This window comes from Pseudomonas sp. MDV22-iso1 (genome assembly GCF_058145095.1).
In genome coordinates this window covers 1-16,537 of the sequence record NZ_JBYVMF010000030.1, presented here as the reverse complement: position 1 = coordinate 16,537, position 16,537 = coordinate 1, and the positions used below count along the sequence as shown (strand labels likewise).

Annotated in this window: 17 protein-coding genes; 5 read left to right on the top strand and 12 right to left on the bottom strand. The window is 59.3% G+C overall.

Going from position 1 to position 16,537, the window contains the following annotated elements:
- Positions 1-7: 7 nt before the first annotated feature.
- The 5 genes from AC3ZVB_RS25275 to AC3ZVB_RS25255 are packed head-to-tail and all read right to left on the bottom strand — an operon-like array spanning position 8 to position 3,857.
- The gene (locus AC3ZVB_RS25275) at positions 8-838 is read right to left on the bottom strand and encodes a DUF2797 domain-containing protein (RefSeq protein WP_162436768.1); all 831 of its coding nucleotides are present in this window, start codon (positions 836-838) and stop codon (positions 8-10) included.
- Positions 835-1,095 carry a YeaC family protein gene (locus AC3ZVB_RS25270; RefSeq protein ID WP_162436769.1) on the bottom strand — a complete coding sequence of 87 codons (261 nt, stop codon included), beginning with the start codon at positions 1,093-1,095 and terminating at the stop codon, positions 835-837. Before AC3ZVB_RS25270 ends, AC3ZVB_RS25275 begins: the two co-directional genes overlap by 4 nt.
- A 34-nt stretch (positions 1,096-1,129) precedes the next feature.
- Positions 1,130-1,999, bottom strand: a complete 870-nt coding sequence (locus AC3ZVB_RS25265) for a rhomboid family intramembrane serine protease (RefSeq protein ID WP_490148039.1) — start codon at positions 1,997-1,999, stop codon at positions 1,130-1,132.
- Entirely contained in the window at positions 1,996-2,970 is a 975-nt protein-coding gene (locus tag AC3ZVB_RS25260; protein WP_490148063.1) for a metallophosphoesterase, read from the bottom strand. Before AC3ZVB_RS25260 ends, AC3ZVB_RS25265 begins: the two co-directional genes overlap by 4 nt.
- Entirely contained in the window at positions 2,967-3,857 is an 891-nt protein-coding gene (locus AC3ZVB_RS25255) for an NAD(+) kinase (RefSeq protein ID WP_162436772.1), read from the bottom strand. The genes AC3ZVB_RS25260 and AC3ZVB_RS25255 overlap by 4 nt, the downstream gene beginning before the upstream one ends.
- 112 nt (positions 3,858-3,969) lie before the next feature.
- Between AC3ZVB_RS25255 and AC3ZVB_RS25250 the strand changes: the two genes are divergently transcribed.
- On the top strand, positions 3,970-4,920 hold the full coding sequence (locus tag AC3ZVB_RS25250) for a DUF1853 family protein (RefSeq protein WP_490148038.1): 951 nt from the start codon (positions 3,970-3,972) through the stop codon (positions 4,918-4,920).
- Positions 4,921-5,085: 165 nt separating this feature from the next.
- Here AC3ZVB_RS25250 and AC3ZVB_RS25245 read toward each other — a convergent pair whose 3' ends face one another.
- Both AC3ZVB_RS25245 and AC3ZVB_RS25240 read right to left on the bottom strand, forming a co-directional pair.
- Positions 5,086-6,369: an arsenic transporter gene (locus AC3ZVB_RS25245; RefSeq protein ID WP_162436774.1), complete on the bottom strand. Its 1,284-nt coding sequence runs from the start codon at positions 6,367-6,369 to the stop codon at positions 5,086-5,088.
- Positions 6,370-6,623: 254 nt separating this feature from the next.
- Positions 6,624-7,184 carry an NADPH-dependent FMN reductase gene (locus AC3ZVB_RS25240; RefSeq protein WP_162436775.1) on the bottom strand — a complete coding sequence of 187 codons (561 nt, stop codon included), beginning with the start codon at positions 7,182-7,184 and terminating at the stop codon, positions 6,624-6,626.
- Positions 7,185-7,360: 176 nt separating this feature from the next.
- On the opposite strand from AC3ZVB_RS25240, the gene AC3ZVB_RS25235 reads away from it, so the two are divergent.
- Positions 7,361-7,621, top strand: a complete 261-nt coding sequence (locus AC3ZVB_RS25235) for a hypothetical protein (RefSeq protein ID WP_162436776.1) — start codon at positions 7,361-7,363, stop codon at positions 7,619-7,621.
- Positions 7,622-7,709: 88 nt separating this feature from the next.
- Positions 7,710-8,603, top strand: a complete 894-nt coding sequence (locus AC3ZVB_RS25230; RefSeq protein WP_490148037.1) for a LysR substrate-binding domain-containing protein — start codon at positions 7,710-7,712, stop codon at positions 8,601-8,603.
- Here AC3ZVB_RS25230 and AC3ZVB_RS25225 read toward each other — a convergent pair.
- The 5 genes from AC3ZVB_RS25225 to AC3ZVB_RS25205 form a co-directional block, all read right to left on the bottom strand.
- Positions 8,569-9,183: a GNAT family N-acetyltransferase gene (locus tag AC3ZVB_RS25225; RefSeq protein WP_194693261.1), complete on the bottom strand. Its 615-nt coding sequence runs from the start codon at positions 9,181-9,183 to the stop codon at positions 8,569-8,571. The genes AC3ZVB_RS25230 and AC3ZVB_RS25225 overlap by 35 nt on opposite strands.
- A gap of 14 nt (positions 9,184-9,197) precedes the next feature.
- The gene (locus AC3ZVB_RS25220; protein ID WP_490148036.1) at positions 9,198-11,453 is read right to left on the bottom strand and encodes an Orn/Lys/Arg family decarboxylase; all 2,256 of its coding nucleotides are present in this window, start codon (positions 11,451-11,453) and stop codon (positions 9,198-9,200) included.
- Positions 11,454-11,692: 239 nt separating this feature from the next.
- Positions 11,693-12,457 carry a DNA polymerase III subunit epsilon gene (gene dnaQ, locus AC3ZVB_RS25215; protein ID WP_490148035.1) on the bottom strand — a complete coding sequence of 255 codons (765 nt, stop codon included), beginning with the start codon at positions 12,455-12,457 and terminating at the stop codon, positions 11,693-11,695.
- 203 nt (positions 12,458-12,660) lie between these two features.
- A complete protein-coding gene (gene rnhA, locus AC3ZVB_RS25210) occupies positions 12,661-13,113 on the bottom strand; it encodes a ribonuclease HI (protein WP_008028618.1) in 453 nt (150 codons plus the stop codon).
- A gap of 92 nt (positions 13,114-13,205) precedes the next feature.
- Positions 13,206-13,964: a methyltransferase domain-containing protein gene (locus AC3ZVB_RS25205; RefSeq protein ID WP_162436781.1), complete on the bottom strand. Its 759-nt coding sequence runs from the start codon at positions 13,962-13,964 to the stop codon at positions 13,206-13,208.
- Between the two features lie 65 nt (positions 13,965-14,029).
- Here AC3ZVB_RS25205 and gloB point away from each other — a divergent pair, with 65 nt between their 5' ends.
- Complete coding sequence (gene gloB / locus AC3ZVB_RS25200) at positions 14,030-14,797, top strand: hydroxyacylglutathione hydrolase (protein ID WP_162436830.1); 768 nt, start codon at positions 14,030-14,032, stop codon at positions 14,795-14,797.
- 99 nt (positions 14,798-14,896) lie between these two features.
- Positions 14,897-16,327: a transglycosylase SLT domain-containing protein gene (locus tag AC3ZVB_RS25195; protein ID WP_162436782.1), complete on the top strand. Its 1,431-nt coding sequence runs from the start codon at positions 14,897-14,899 to the stop codon at positions 16,325-16,327.
- The last annotated feature ends 210 nt before the right edge of the window (positions 16,328-16,537 follow it).

Below are 16,537 nucleotides of genomic sequence, written 5' to 3'. Positions count from 1 at the left end.
GGAGTCCTTACTGATGCACGGCGAGCTGGTAGGCCGTGTATTTACGAATATTGATGACGCCGGTGTCGAAGATCAGGTACTGGCCCTTGATCCCCAGCAGCGTGCCTTCGGCAATCGGGTTCTTGTCCAGATTGAAGCTGACGATCTTGGCCGGGTACTGCTCGACCGGGTAACGGATTTCAATCGGTTCGACATCGGCAATGGTCTGGATCGCCTGCAGTCCGAAACGTTCCTGCAAACCTTGCAAACCTTCGGCGCAGCTGTCGAACAACTGATCGCGAACGGCTGCCAGGTCCACCGAAACCGCTTCGCCCTTGAGTAAAGCACGCCAGTTGGTCTTGTCCGCCACCTGGCTGCGGAACAGGTCCTCGACGAAGCCCGATTGCTGACGCGTCGACACGCGCATGATCGGCAACGCCTGACGGGCACCCTGATCGATCCAGCGCGTTGGCAGCTGCGTAGCGCGAGTAATACCGACTTTCACGCCCGACGAGTTGGACAGGTACACGATGTGGTCGGTCATGCAGAACGTCTGGCCCCACTCGGGCTCACGGCAGGTGCCGGCGTCGAAGTGGCAGCGCTCAGGGCTCATGATGCAGATATCGCACTGCGCCAGCTTGGTCATGCACGGGTAGCAATAGCCCTGGCTGAAACTGGTTTTGGTCTTGCGTCCGCAATGGGAGCAATGGATCGCTCCCAGGTATTCCAGGCGCACTGTGGTCCCGATCAACGGATTGACCGGGACCTCGACATCACCCAGACGGAACGCGTACTGCACGTCCGGCCCGTCAAGGCGTGCCGACATTTTGCTGATTGCACCGCGGCCAATCTCGATCAATGGATGGCATCCGACTTGAACAGAATATTAGGCACTTCAATCGACTTGGAGCTGCATTCCTGAGGCCCCATGTAGCCGGTGCGTTCTTCTTCGGGCAGGTTCTTGATTTCCCAGGCGATCATGGCCTGCAACGACAGTTCGCGCTGTTCGGCGGTGAGTTTGCCACCGTCGGACCATTTACCGATCTCCACCGCCAGTTTCAGGCTCTCGTAGATATCGGGGGTGATGTTCTTGATCATTTCGTTAAAAGAGGACATTGGGTCTCCGCGCTCTTGAATCTGCACAAAAATTTTAGACAGCCAGTTTACGGCGGTTGTACAAACCACCCAACAAACCGGTGAAGCATCCGATGAGTAACCCGCCGACATGGGCCGCGTTGGCAATTTCACCGAAACCGATCATCGAGACCAGCCCGGACAGGCACAGCAGCAGCCAGACCAGCATCATCACCAGCACGCCCCGTGGCAGGCGATAAGCCGGGTTCGGCGACAGCATCTGGAAGATCCAGCAATGCCCGAGCAAGCCGTACAACACGCCGGACAACCCGCCGAACAACGTCGGACCGCTGAACAGATACTGGGCATAGTTGGAGACCAGGCTGAACAGCAGGGTCAGGCCAATCAGATTGATGCTGCCCTGGCGGGATTCGATTCGCCGCCCCAGCTCCCAGTACCACATGCCGTTCATGGCCAGGTGCAGGATGCCGAAGTGGATCAGCATTGGCGTTACCAGGCGCCACCACTGCCCCGCTGCCAGGCTGTCTGCCAGTGGCACGAAATGGATGTACTCGCCGACCACACGGAAATCGAGGAAGGTCAGCCAGTGCATCGTCTCGAGATTTTCGCCCAGCAGCGTGACGACGCCGACGATCATGCTCAGCACCAACACCAGGCCGGTCGCCTTGGCGTAGCGCAGTTGCTCGACGAAACCCGGACGCTTGGTGGTTTGCGCATCAGGGATGTCCAGCTGCTGATCGGGATCACCCGCCGGAAAGCGTTCGTACAGAGAGCGCACGTCTTCGCTGATGCTGGCGGGCACCCACAGCACCTGTTCGCCAGATTCCTCGCTGACCCGATGCGGAACCTGCATGCGCTGCAGCAGTTTGACGAACCCGCTCAGGTCCACAGCCAGTGGCAGGCGCAGCACGGCCACGGTACTCATTGCAGCACCTCCGGACGCTCGACATCGACCCAGACGAACTTGTTCGGATCCAGTTGTGTCTCCTGATCCAGGCGATAGGCGACGAGTTTGCCGTAGAGCACCGCGCTGTAATCCAGGCAACCGAGGTTTGGACGGATCGGCGCGGGTTTGCCACTGCGCCAGTAATGACCGACGAACAGCAGGGGCTCGTCGACGCCGTAGCGCAGCAAGGTGTTTTTTTCGTTAGAAGACAGTGGCGTCTTGGCCACCGGGTCAGGCAAGGCATCAGGCTGGAACACAATGTCTCCGTAGGTTTGCGGATCGTCTTCCCAGAACTTGGTGCGGAAGAACGAACGCGTCAGGCCATCGCCGCTGGTCATGGTCAATCCATCCGGAAGGCGCATGTCGGTGCCGCGCAACAGGCGGTCGAACACGGTGCAGGCAAAACTGCCGGGCACCGCAGAGGCCTGGAGGAAATGCTCATCGACGCACCCATTCGGGAACTGGGCCCGCAACGGTGCAATCAGGCCGGCATCCCAGCAGGCGTGCACCACCCGGAAACGCCCGGCATCGACAAACAACGGCATCTCATAGAACCATTGCAGGAAGTCGTGCCAATCGGCGGGATGGTGTTCGAACTGGGTCAGGGTTTCGGCCAACAGGCGGGCATGGCGCGGTGTGTGTTCGCGCACGTATTGCTTGCCGCTGCCCGGTGGCGCAGGTGTGCTCCAGCCGAGGGCATTGAACTCGTGGTTGCCCATGATGCACAACGCCTGGCCGGCTTCGACCATGTCGTGGACGATGTGCAGCGCCTCGCGAATCCGCGGGCCACGGTCGATGATGTCTCCGACGAACACCGCCATACGCGACGGATGGCGCCAGACGCCACCTTGTTTGTGATAACCGAGTCGGTCGAGCAAGTGCTCAAGGGTCAGAGCGCAACCGTGCACGTCACCGATCAGGTCGTAGCTACGCGCGGGATCAAGCATCAGTCGCCTCCACCACCCAGCCGACTGCCCCAGCCGAGCTTGGTCCGGCAGACTTCATAGTAGTTGTGGTCCAGCGGGTGGATCAGCCGCAGTTTCTGGGCTTTCTTGCTGACGGTGATGGTGTCACCCGGCGCGCAGGTGAAGTGGTTTTGCCCGTCACAGGAGACTTGCGGGTAGATCTGCATATCCTTGGACACGACGATTTTCAGCTCACTGTTGCCATCGACCACAATTGGCCTGCCTGACAAGGTATGGGGGTACATCGGCACAATCACAATAGCGTCGAGCTTGGGGTGCATGATCGGGCCGCCGGCTGACAGCGCGTAAGCCGTCGAACCGGTGGGCGTGGCGACGATCAGGCCGTCGGCCTTCTGGCTGCACACGAACTGGCCATCGATATACAGCTCGAATTCGATCATTCGCGTGGATTTGCCAGGGTGCAGCACCACGTCATTCAACGCATCGCCCTGCCCGATGGCTTCGGCGTGGCGACGGACTTCGGCCTGGAGCAGGAAGCGGTTTTCAACCAGATAATGGCCGTCCAGCACTTCAGCCACTTTGACTTCCAGCTCATCCGGGCGGATGTCGGTCAAAAAGCCCAGGCTGCCGCGGTTTATACCCAGCACCGGAATATTGTGCCGGGCCAGTGCCCGGGCCGCGCCGAGCAGGCTGCCGTCACCACCGACCACAATCACCATGTCGCACACTTCGCCGAGCATCTTGCGCGACGAGGTTTGCAGGCCATGACCTGGCAGCACTTCGGCAATGGTGTCTTCGAGGATCACATGCAGGTGACGATCGAGCAGAAACCGTTTCAGTCGGCGGACGGTATCCAGCACCTGCGAACTGCCGAGGCGACCGATGATGCCGATATTACGAAATTGCTCCATGGGGCTTCCAGGCTCTGCGACGGCGAAAAACACGATTATGGGCGAAAGCGCGGCGTAGACAAAATCCTTTCAGCGACAAGGGTGTAGTCACGTTTAGAGCTATGCTCGCAAGATGATCCTATTTCCAGACTTGCTTCAGTTGCCCCACCAGTTACGCCATCCGGAGGTGCGTGACCTGGCGTGGGTGATCCTCGCGCCGCCCATGCTCAGCGATACGCCATGGCCGCAGCGTCACCCGCTGGCCGGCAGTGACTGGGTGCAGACGCCCGAACGCCTGGAGAGCTGGCTCAGGCAACTGGATCGCGACAGCTACGACTTGCTGCACTGGCTGGCCCAGGCACGAACCCGTCGACTGGGTTTGTACTACGAGCGCCTGTGGCAGTACGCGGTGCGCCACGCGCCGGGTATCGAGTTGATTGCCGCGAATCTGCCAATTCGTCGCGAAGGTCACACGCTGGGTGAGCTGGACATGCTGTTGCGCGATCGCGACGGCGTGCACCACCTGGAACTGGCGATCAAGCTTTACCTCGGCCCGCAGAATGGTGACGGGACCGACCCGGCGCAGTGGCTCGGACCTGGTTGCCATGACCGGCTGGACCGCAAGCTGGCACACCTCAGCCAGCATCAACTGCCCATCTCGGCACGCCCGGAAAGCCGCGAGGCGCTGGCGGCGCTGGATATTCAGCAGTTCAGCGCGCATTTGTGGCTAGGGGGTTATCTGCTGTATCCGTGGCCCGGGCAGGCTCAGGCGCCGCGCGGTGCGCATCCGCAGCATCTGCGTGGAAGCTGGCTGCATCAGAAGGATTGGGCGCACTTTGTCGCGCAACGTCCGTCAGGTCGCTGGCAACCCCTGCCCCGTCACGCCTGGCTGGCACCGGCGCACTACCCCGTCGAGCAGACGTGGAACGATGAGCAGTTGAACGCCTGGCTGGGCGAACTGGATCCGCTGGCGCCCGCGCAGTTGCTGGTGAGATTGACCGAGAATGCCGAAGGGGACTGGGAGGAAGCGGAGCGGCTGTTTCTGGTGGCGGATCTTTGGCCGAATGTGCCGGGGAATGGTTGAGAGGTGTTGAGTCTTGGCCGGCCCCATCGCGAGCAGGCTCACTCCTACAAGGGATTGTCGTATGGCAAAAATCCAGTATTGGGGCCAGTCGCCCCTGCACCGAATGTGCGCAGGGCGGAAGATCCAATGTGGGAGTGAGCCTGCTCGCAATGGGGCCGGCCCGGTCTAAATCGACAACCGCACAGCCAGCGCCGCCAACGTCACCAACAACACCGGGACTGTCAACACGATCCCGACCTTGAAGTAATACCCCCACCCAATGCGGATGCCCTTGCGCTCCAGCACATGCAACCAAAGCAATGTCGCCAGACTCCCGATTGGCGTGATCTTTGGCCCCAGGTCACTGCCGATGACGTTGGCATAGATCATCGCCTCTTTCACCGCACCCGTTGCCTGGCTGGCATCGATCGATAGCAGGCCGATCAACACGGTCGGCAGATTGTTCATGATCGAAGACAGCAGCGCCGTCAGCACCCCGGTCCCCATCGCCGCGCCCCAGACGCCGTAACCGGCAAACCCGTCCAGCCAACCGGCCAGATAGCCCGTGAGCCCCGCATTACGCAGCCCGTAGACCACCAGATACATGCCCAGCGAGAACACCACGATGTGCCACGGGGCCTCTTTCAATACCTTTTGGGTGGAGATCTTGTGGCCGCGGGCCGCAATCGCCCAAAGCAACGCGGCACACACGGCGGAAATGGCACTGATCGGAATGCCCAGGGGTTCGAGGGCAAAGCAGCCCGCCAACAAAATCACCAGGACCACCCAACCGGCATAGAACGTTGCCTTGTCATGGATTGCACTGACAGGGTCCGCGAGTTGTGCGGGGTCGTAATCCTTGGGAATGTCACGACGGAAAAACCACATCAACACCAGCAGCGTCGCAGCGACACTGACCAGGTTGACCGGAATCATCACTGCCGCGTAGCGATTGAATCCGATGTTAAAGAAGTCGGCGGAAACGATATTTACCAGGTTCGACACCACCAGCGGCAGGCTCGCAGTGTCGGCAATAAAACCTGCACCCATCACAAAAGCGAGGGTCGCTGCCGGTGAAAAACGCAACGCCAGCAACATGGAAATCACGATGGGTGTGAGGATCAGTGCAGCCCCGTCATTGGCAAACAGCGCCGAGACCAGTGCGCCGAGCAACACCATATAGGCGAAAAGCTTGCGCCCGCTGCCACGCCCCCATCGGGCGACGTGCAGGGCTGCCCAGTTGAAGAAACCGGCCTCGTCCAGCAGAAGACTGATGATGATCAGCGCGACAAAGGTACCGGTAGCGTTCCAGATGATTTGCCATACCAGCGGAATGTCGCTCAGGTGTACCGCGCCGAAAATCAGCGCCAATACCGCACCGAGTACCGCACTCCAGCCGACGCCAAGGCCTTTGGGTTGCCAGATCACCAGGGTAATGGTCAGCAGGAAAATCAGTGACGCCGTGAGCATGCGATGCAACCTTGGAAAAACGATGAAACATACAGCATCTCGACGACTGCCTCTATCCTGCCAATGCCGAACCTGAACCATAAACCTTGTAGCAGCTGCCGGCCTGCGAGGCCGCGTTCGACTGCGAAGTGGTCGCTGTTGGGAAGGCGAGGACTTCGTCCTCGAACGCAGCCTCGCAGGCTCGGCAGCTGCTACAGGGAATGCGGGGGATGCATCCAATAGTTAAGACAACAAACATCGTTGCTACAGACGCATCAGGCTTTTTTGTGTTGCTCGACCCACTTCCCGTACGCATCGATGAATTTTTGCAAGAACGGTTTGACCGACTCGGACAGATTGCCCGCCTCATCGAATGCCGAACCTGCGCCGCCAAGGTAGGCTTCCGGCTGTTGCATGCACGGTACATCAAGGAAAACCAATGACTGGCGCAGGTGGTGGTTGGCGCCAAATCCGCCAATCGCGCCCGGTGAAACGCTGAACACCGCACCCGGCTTGCCGCTCCAGGCGCTCTTGCCATAAGGACGCGAGCCGACGTCGATCGCATTTTTCATGGGGGCCGGTACAGAGCGGTTGTATTCCGGGGTCACAAACAGCACCGCGTCGGATGAACTCACTTCTTGTCGGAAAGTGCTGTAGGCTGCCGGCGGTGAAGCGCCATCGATATCTTCGTTGTAGAGCGGCAATTCACCAATTTCGACAATGTTCAGCTTGAGATTCGCAGGCGCCAGATCGGCCAACGCCAGTGCCACCTTGCGATTGAGCGATTCCTTTCTCAAGCTGCCGACTACTACGGCGATTGAATAAACATTGCTCATGGAAGATTCTCGACTGTTCAACGGAAAGAACTTGTAGTTATAGATGACGATTCAAGCAGCGGGCGACTGAAAATTGCCGCCCCTGACTATTTTTTTCTTGCAGGAAAACTTACTTCACTCAGCCACGGTCTACCCAACCGCAAATTGAGTGATTTATCTCCAGAGGTTCTAAGCAGATGGCAGCAGTACTCGTCGGTCAGTTCCATGCAAGAGACGCGGAAGGCCGTGTTTATTCGGTGCATGAGTTCCAGGAATCCAACCCGTCGGCAGACGGCCTGACCGGCTCCGTGCCCGTCACCACCTACAAACTGGCAATTGGCGACCGCGTCAAAAAGCTCGATGACAATCAGTTTCTGCTGATTCAATCGGACGTCACCATCGTTCGCGAACCCGACACCTATGTCGGCAGCCGCCCGGAAACCACCGTCGCTTCATAACCTTGCGTTATGAGCAGAAGTCATATGCGCGGACTTGGGTTAGGATTCAGCCACTGACTCCCTCACCTGCTGAACATGGACTTCACGCATGCGTTTACGTCATATCGAAGTGATCCAGGCGCTGTTGCAGACCGGTCACCTGGGTACTGCCGCCGAATGGTTGCAGTTGCCGGTGACCGAGGTGGAACGCATTTTGCGCGACGCTGAGGATCAGCTGGGTTTCATGCTGTTTTCCAGCGTGCGTGGACGCCTGCAGGCCACGCGTGAAGCGCGGGAGTTGCAGGTTGAAATTGCCCACGTCTACGAAGCGCTGGAGCCGCTGCAGCGTCTCGCCAGCAGCCTGAAGCAATACCAGGCGCCTCCCCTGAGAATCATCTGCACGCCGCCCTTGGCCCAACAACTGTTGCCACAGAGCATCGCGGCCCTGCGCCGGCACCTGCCCGACGCACCTTGCACGCTGTTGAGCCAACCCACCCGCGAAATCGTCAAAAGCCTGTTGCTGCGCGAAAGCGACCTGGGCCTGAGCCTGCACGATCCCGATCACGCCGACATTCAGTGCCAATTGATTGCCCAGGGCAAACTCCAGTTGCTGGCGCCCCACGGCTGGGTCAAACCGAAGCAGAAGTACATTTCGCTGCAGGATCTCGCGGGGCAATCATTGGTGGGTCTGGAAGGGCACGATCCGCTGAGCCCGGCGTTCGATAACAAACTGCATGCACTGCGCCCTGCCCCGGTCATCCACACACGGGTTCAGACGCATCAGATGATGCGCAGCATGGTGGAGGCTGGGGAAGGCCTGGCGATCGTCGATCCGTTTACCGCGCTCGGCGCCCGATCGGCCGGTCTGGACGTCTGCCCACTGGCGCCAGCGGTGCCCATCAGTCTCTATGCCCTGACGTTGAAAAACGGCGAACCGTTACCGGCGGTTCAGGCGCTGCTGCAAATCGCTACGGAACAAGCCGTGGCGATGTTGGCGAACTGAGCGGGTTTTCCAGCGGATTATCAAACAGCCGGTACCAGAACAGTGCGACTTCGGCAGTGTTCGGATCAATACCGCGATAGCGCAAGTAATCGATCCCGCCGACTACGTATCCACAACGTTCATAGAGCCTGCAAGCGCCCAGGTTGTTGTTCTGGGTTTCGAGCATGATGCCCGGCAGTTTCTTTTTTCGACTCCAGAACTGCGCCACGTCCAGCAGCGCCTTGGCGACACCATGCCGACGGGCCGGTGCATGCACCGCCAGTTCGTCGATGTGGGCAAAACCGTTCCAGTTGGTGCTGACCACCAGATGCCCCACGGGCTCGTCATCGAGAAACGCCATGAAGATCGCGCTGTCGGTCGCGTCACGGAAACTGCTGAACTCTTCAGGATCGATGCCATAGCACTTGCGGTAGGGGGTGATTGGCGTCACAGGCCATTGCGCCACCGGCTTGCCAACTTCGGCTCCGCCGTAGGCAGTGACTTCAAAACTGAAATCACTGCCCCAGATATAGGCGGCAAAGCCATCGTCGGCAACGCGCACCGACAGCCCTGGGTATTTTGGATTCATAACGGGTTGCATACTGGGAAAAGTCCTCATTCCTTGATGCAATCAACGGTGTAGTGCCGTCCATTGCCCTCGTCTTCGTGTTGCAAACCATGCACATCAGCAACGAACCCCGGGAAGCTGCTATCGAATGTGCGGGCAAACGCCAGGTAATCGATGATTGAGCGGGTTGCCTCGGTAAAACGTTCCCCGGGCATGATCAGCGGAATCCCCGGTGGATACGGTACCAGCATCACAGCGGCGATCCGCCCATCCAGAGCATCGATCGACACCGCTTCAATATCGCCGCGTACCAGTTGATCATAGGCGTCAGAGGGCTTCATGGCGATTTGCGGCATCACCGTGTACATCCGCTTGAGATGTTTGGCCGTGGCATTGCTGCGGTAACAGGCGTGCAACTGATCGCAAAGATCGCGCAGGCCCATGCCGCGATAGCGTACGCCGTCCTCTTGAGCCACGCACGGCAGGCAGGCCGTCAAACTGACGTTGGCGTCGTAGCTGCGTTTGAACTCCAGCAACTCCGTCAGCAACGTACTCCACTTGCCCTTGGTGATGCCCATGGAGAACAGCACCAGAAACGAATACAGCCCGGTTTTTTCCACGACCAGGCCGCGTTCCCATAGGAACTTGCTGACCACCGCCGCCGGGATCCCGCGCTCGCTCAACGCGCCGCCAGCTGTCAGGCCGGGCATGACCAGCGTGACCTTGATCGGATCGAGCAACACATAGTCGTCCGTCACACCGCCAAAGCCGTGCCATTCCGCATCCGGTTGCAACAACCAGTCTTCAGTGACGACCCGATCAATGCCTTCCACAGACGGCGGCTGCCAGATCGAAAACCACCAGTCATCCGCGGCGATGTGTTGACGCAAGTTGGCCAGGGCGCGGCGAAAGCTCAGCGCCTCATCGAACATTTCCTGCAGCAATGACCGCCCCGCCGGCCCTTCCATCATGGCCGACGCGACATCCAGCGAGGCAATGATGCTGTATTGCGGCGACGTGGAGATATGCATCATGAACGCTTCATTGAAGCGATCGCGGTCCAGCTGCCGGGCGCCGCCGTCCTGCACATGAATCATCGAGGCCTGACTGAAGGCCGCCAGCAGTTTGTGCGTGGAGTGGGTGGTAAACACCAGTGGGCTGTCTTCACTGCGCGATGTGCCCATGCCGTAGCGGCCGGTGAAGAACTCGTGAAACGCCGCGTAGGCGTACCAGGCTTCGTCGAAGTGCAAGACCTCGACGCTGTTGCCCAGACTTTGCTTGATCAGCTCTGCGTTGTAACAGAGGCCGTCATAGGTTGAATTGGTCACGACGGCGAGTTTGACCTTGGGCGCTCGGCCTTTGGTCAGCGGGCTGGCGTCGATCTTGGCCTGGATCGATTCGCGGCTGAACTCGCTGAGGGGGATCGGCCCGATGATTCCCAACTCATTGCGTTCCGGGCACAGGTACAACGGAATGGCCCCGGTCATGATGATCGAATGCAGCACTGACTTGTGGCAGTTGCGATCTACCAGCACCAGGTCATCGCGAGCGACCATGGAGTGCCAGACGATCTTGTTGGCGGTGGACGTGCCGTTGATTACGAAAAACGTGTGATCGGCGCCGAAGTTTCGCGCGGCGCGCGCTTCAGCTTCCGCCAGTGGCCCGGTGTGGTCGAGCAACGAGCCCAGCTCCGGCACTGACACCGACAGATCGGAACGCAGGGTGTTTTCGCCGAAGAACTGGTGGAACGCCTGCCCTACAGGACTTTTGTGATAAGCCACGCCACCGCCGTGACCCGGCGTGTGCCACGAATAATTGGAGTCGGCCGTGTGCTGAACCAAGGCCTTGAAGAATGGCGGCAGCAGGCCATCAAGGTATTTGCGGGCGGCCCGTGCGACCTGGCGTGCGAGAAAGGGCACGGTGTCTTCGAACAGGTAAAGAATGCCGCGCAACTGGTTGAGTTCGGCCATGGCATCGGCCGGGGCATTTTCCAGGGTCACCTGCTCGCCCAGCGCGAAGATCGGCAAGTCAGGCGCACGAACCCGCGCAAGCCCGATCAATTCGGCCATGTTCTGTAACAAATGGGAGTGAGCGCTGGCATCTTCACTCGCGATCAACATGCACGAGAGGCCATGGTGGGTCGAGGCGACCAGGCGTCCCTCGGTGTAATCCACCGCCGAGACAATGCTGAAGCCTTCCTGCTCCAGCTCCCGGGCAATGCCACGTACTCGATCACCGGCAACGGTGTCGGCCTTGATGTCGCGATGGACAATCAGGACCGGGAATTTCAAATCTTTATACATGGGGCTCAGTGTCCTGAGGCGGCAGACCATGGTCGGCCAATCACCTCAGGGTAGAGGGTTGAAGCGAATGTGGCGAGTGTGGATGCACTAAAACGGGTCGTCGGCGCAGTACGCCTAACCGAAATCAAAAGATCGCAGCCTCGTTTCACTCGGCAGCTCCTACATAGAATTGCGTCCCTGATCTGACCCAATCTGTAGGAGCTGTCGAGTGAAACGAGGCTGCGATCTTTTCGAATGATTTACGCCTGCGCTTCAGCCTTGGCATCCGCCAGTTGCTGCCATAAAGACGGCGCACCGGCCGCCTTGGCAACCGCTTCAAGCCGCGCTATGTGCTGGGACAGGTCATCCTCGCTGGCGCGGATAATCCGTGTTGGCTGGCGATCAGCCGGCAAGCGTCGAATTTCGGTGGCCGAGTTGTCCGCCCCTTCGCCGGAACCGTTGCCATCGGAGGCATTGCCCGCCAGCGAAAGGCTGGTCTGGCCACCGGTCATGGTCAGGTAAACGTCGGCGAGAATCTCGGAGTCGAGCAAGGCGCCGTGCAGTTCACGGCCGGAGTTGTCGACGCCATAACGTTTGCACAAGGCATCCAGGCTGTTGCGCTGCCCAGGGTGACGTTCCCGGGCCATCATCAAGGTGTCGAGGATCGAACAGTGTTGCGTGATGTCAGCGCGATCGTGCTGACCCATCAGGGCAAATTCGTTGTTGATGAAGCCAACGTCGAACGCCGCGTTATGGATGATCAGCTGAGCGCCTTTGATGAACTCGTAGAATTCTTCGGCCACTTCATTGAAGCGCGGCTTGCCCACCAGGAATTCGTTGGTGATGCCGTGGACGCCGATCGCGCCTTCGTCACTTTCACGGTCTGGCTGCAGGTAAACGTGGAAATGCCGGCCCGTCAGGCGCCGACCAATCAACTCGACACAACCGATTTCGATAATCCGGTGGCCGTCGGTCACCGGCATGCCGGTGGTTTCGGTATCGAGTACAACGGATCTGGTGGCCATCAGTGCTCAGCTCTCAACGGGTCAAACTTGAAAAAGGGGGCGATGTTAACACGCTCGCGAAATCAGGCGCATGCAGCGCGGTGAACCTGCAAACTACTGTAGGAGCAAAGCTTGCTCGCGATGCAGACGCTACGGTTCTTGGGGCTATGCGCGTTAACGTTCATCGCGAGCAAGCGTTGCTCCCACAGGGATTGGCAGCGCTTTTAAGCTTGCTTGTACCCGCGAACCTCATCGACCCCACGGTTGGCCAACTGATCCGCGCGTTCGTTGCCATGATGGCCAATGTGCCCACGTACCCACTTCCAGGTGACGTTGTGGCGATTGACCTGCTCATCCAGCAGCTTCCACAGGTCAGCGTTTTTCACCGGTTCCTTCGCGGCGGTTTTCCAGCCGCGCTTCTTCCAGTTGTCCATCCACTCGTTGATGCCTTTCATTACGTACTGCGAGTCGGTGACCAGCAGCACGTCACACGAACGCTTCAGCTCTTCGAGGCCGCGAATCGCCCCCATCAACTCCATACGGTTGTTGGTGGTGTTGGCTTCACCGCCCCAGAGTTCTTTTTCCACGCCCTTGCACACCAGCAACGCGCCCCAGCCGCCTGGACCAGGATTGCCCTTGCAGGCGCCGTCGGTGAAGAGTTCTACGCTATCGCTCATGCCAGTCTTTCCAGAAAATGCGGTGGCTCGCCGATCTGTGATCGACGATGCCCGAGGCCGGGGCAAACCCGGCCGGGAATTAAAAGAGGGTATTACGGTTCGATGCGGCGACGGTTGACCTTGGCCATCGGCAGTGGAATCAGCTTGCCCATCGGCTCGCGGCGCTCCTGACGGACAGGGCGCAGCCCTACCACGATCTTGCGCGCCACTAATAAATAGAAGCCTCCGCCCGACAGCTGCCAGTCACCGGCCTTGCGTTCCCAACCGGACAGACGGGTCTGCCATGCCGGGGACGCAAGCGGCGGACGATAGCACCCGAAGCGGCGTTTCTCCAGCGCGAAGCCCAGCAGGTTCAACCAGTCACCGACTCGCGACGGAGAGATGCAACGTGCCTTGCTCAGGGCATCATGGGCGAACACATGACGCAGTCCCCAGCTACTCCAGGGGTTGATGCCGATAATCAGCAAATGGCCACCGGGGCGCACGCTGCTTGCCGCTTCGCGCAACAGACCGTGGGGTGACAGGCAAAAATCCAGCCCATGCTGCAGCACCACGACATCGGCTGCATGTTCGCTGAGTGGCCAGGCTTGTTCTTCGCAAACGATCTCGACACCCGGCAACGGCGCGCCGAGCCGCACATTGCGCTGAACCTGCGGCGCCGAAGGCGGTGTCTCGGCCGACGGCCCGTAGTGCACCAGGTAGCCACCAAAGAACCGTCCCAACTCGTCCTCGAGCATGCGACGCTCTTCATTCAGCAGGAATTGCCCGATAGGACCGGACAGCCATTCACGGGCTGCGCTGATCAGTTCCAGCCAGTCTGGATCGGCCTGTGCGAACGCTTTATCGGTCATTGCATTCTCCAACGCGCCAGGAAGCTCTAAGATGCGCCAATGTTTTCCGCTTGGCGAATTCGACGATGATACAGATCAGTGCCCTACCCGCCTTTACCGACAACTACATCTGGTTGTTACAAGATCACGGTACCCAACGCTGCGCCGTGGTCGATCCGGGCGATGCAGCGCCCGTCCAGGCCTGGCTTGCCGCACACCCTGGCTGGGTGTTGAGCGACATTCTGATTACGCACCACCACCATGATCACGTCGGTGGTGTCGAGCAGCTGAAAAAGGCGACGGACGCGACAGTATATGGCCCCGCCAGCGAAAGTATCCCGGCCCGGGACGTCGCGCTCAAGGACAACGACCGCGTCAGCGTTCTGGGGTGGGAATTCGATGTCTTCGCCGTTCCCGGCCATACCCTGGGGCATATCGCCTTTTATCATCATGGTTTGCTGTTTTGCGGCGACACCCTGTTCGCTGCTGGTTGCGGCCGTCTGTTCGAGGGCACGCCGGAGCAAATGTTCACCTCGCTGACGCGGCTCGCCGCGTTGCCTGAAGATACGCTGGTGTATTGCACACATGAATACACCCTGAGCAATTTACGCTTTGCCGCGGCGGTCGAACCGGGCAATCAGGACACTGCCGAACGGCTCGCAAAAGTCGCTCAACAGCGCGAAGCCGGGATCATGACGCTGCCTTCGACGTTGGCCCTGGAAAAACTGACCAATCCGTTCCTGCGTGCCGGCGAAACATCCGTTAAACAAAAAGTGGACGAACGGAGTGGCACTGATAATGCCAGTCCGAGTGCGGTTTTTGCTGCCTTGCGTGCGTGGAAAGACAAGTTCTAGGGGGGCTACTCATCGGTACAAGAATTCTGAATGGTTGACCGCAGGGGGTGCGCTTTCTAGAATCGCCCGACATTTTTGCCCGGAACTAACTTCCAGCCAATGTCGTCATCTATTCGTAAAGCCATCAATTCAGACGCATTGACCCGCCTGGCTCAAGCCATCGCGGTGGCTGTGTCCGCCACCCTGGCGGGCTGTTCAAGCCATGTGCCGCAGACCGAAGCGGCACACACCCCGAATATCGCCGCACGAGCCAAACAGAAGCCCATCTGGCTCAGCGAAAAACCTGTACCGCAAATCCCGCAGGATGTCTGGGAGCGCATGCGCCAAGGCTTCCAGCTGCAGGACGGCCTGGGCGTCAACCCGCGCATCGAGCAGCAGCGCCTGTGGTTCGCCAGTAACCCGTCCTTCCTGGAAAACGCCGGGGATCGCGGCAGTCTCTACATCCATTACATCGTCGAACGCCTTGAAGAACGCAACATGCCACTGGAACTGGCACTGTTGCCGGTGATTGAAAGCGCCTACAACCCGATGGCCTATTCCCGGGCCAACGCGGTGGGTCTTTGGCAATTCATCCCTTCCACCGGGCGTTACTTCAACCTGCGTCAAACCCGTTTTTACGATGGCCGACGTGATATCACCGCCTCGACCACCGCGGCGATGGATTACCTGACCAAACTGCACGACATGTTCAACGGCGACTGGCTGCTGGCCCTCGCGGCTTACAATGCGGGTGAAGGTACGGTCAGCCGGGCCATCGAGCGTAATGAAAAGCTGGGCCTGCCAACCGATTACTGGAACCTGCCGCTGCCGGCTGAAACCCAGGCTTATGTGCCGAAACTGCTGGCACTGTCGCAAGTGGTGCTTTCGCCTGAAGCCTACGGGGTGAACCTCAACCCGATCGCCAACGAACCCTACTTCCAGGTCGTCGAAATCAACCAGCGCATGGACCTGTCCAAGGTTGCAGCGGTCGCCAACATCGACGAAGACGAACTGTTCCAGCTCAACCCGGCGTTCAAACAGCGCACCACCATCGATGGCCCCCAGCATCTGCTGGTGCCAACATCGAAGGCACAGCTGTTAACGACCAGCCTGTCGACCATGCGTCCCGACGAGTTGATCAGCAAGCGGCCGCTCAAGCCAGTTTTCGAAGGCGTAGACAGTCGTGAGGTGGCGACCCTCAAGCGCACCTATCGGGTCAAGCGTGGCGACAACCTCGGCACGATTGCCAAAGCCAACAACGTCGACGTCAAAGACCTGCAACGCTGGAACAAGCTGACGGGCAAGAACCTCAAGGCCGGTCAGACCCTGGTGATGCAGGACAACACCAAACGCAGCGCTGGACGTATCAACACGGTAGTCGCGTCGAACAGCAAGAAGCAGCAGACGAAATACAAGGTCAAGCAAGGTGACTCGTTGTACATGGTGGCCAAACGCTTCAACGTTGAAATGCAGCACCTCAAGCGCTGGAACCCGCGCGTAGGCCAGGCCCTCAAGCCTGGACAGATGCTGACGGTCTACTCCCCGCATTAAAAAAAGCCCCTGACTTCAGGGGCTTTTTTTTGCCCGAGAGCATTATGCAAATCCCCTGTAGCAGCTGGCGAAGCCTGCGTTCGGCTGCGAAGCAGTCGTCAAACCTGCGTCACGATTTTCCCGAAAACCCGTGCTGTCTCAATTCACGACTGCTACGCAGCCGAACGCAGGCTTCGCCAGCTGCTATGTATGGACTCGCCCCCCACTGTC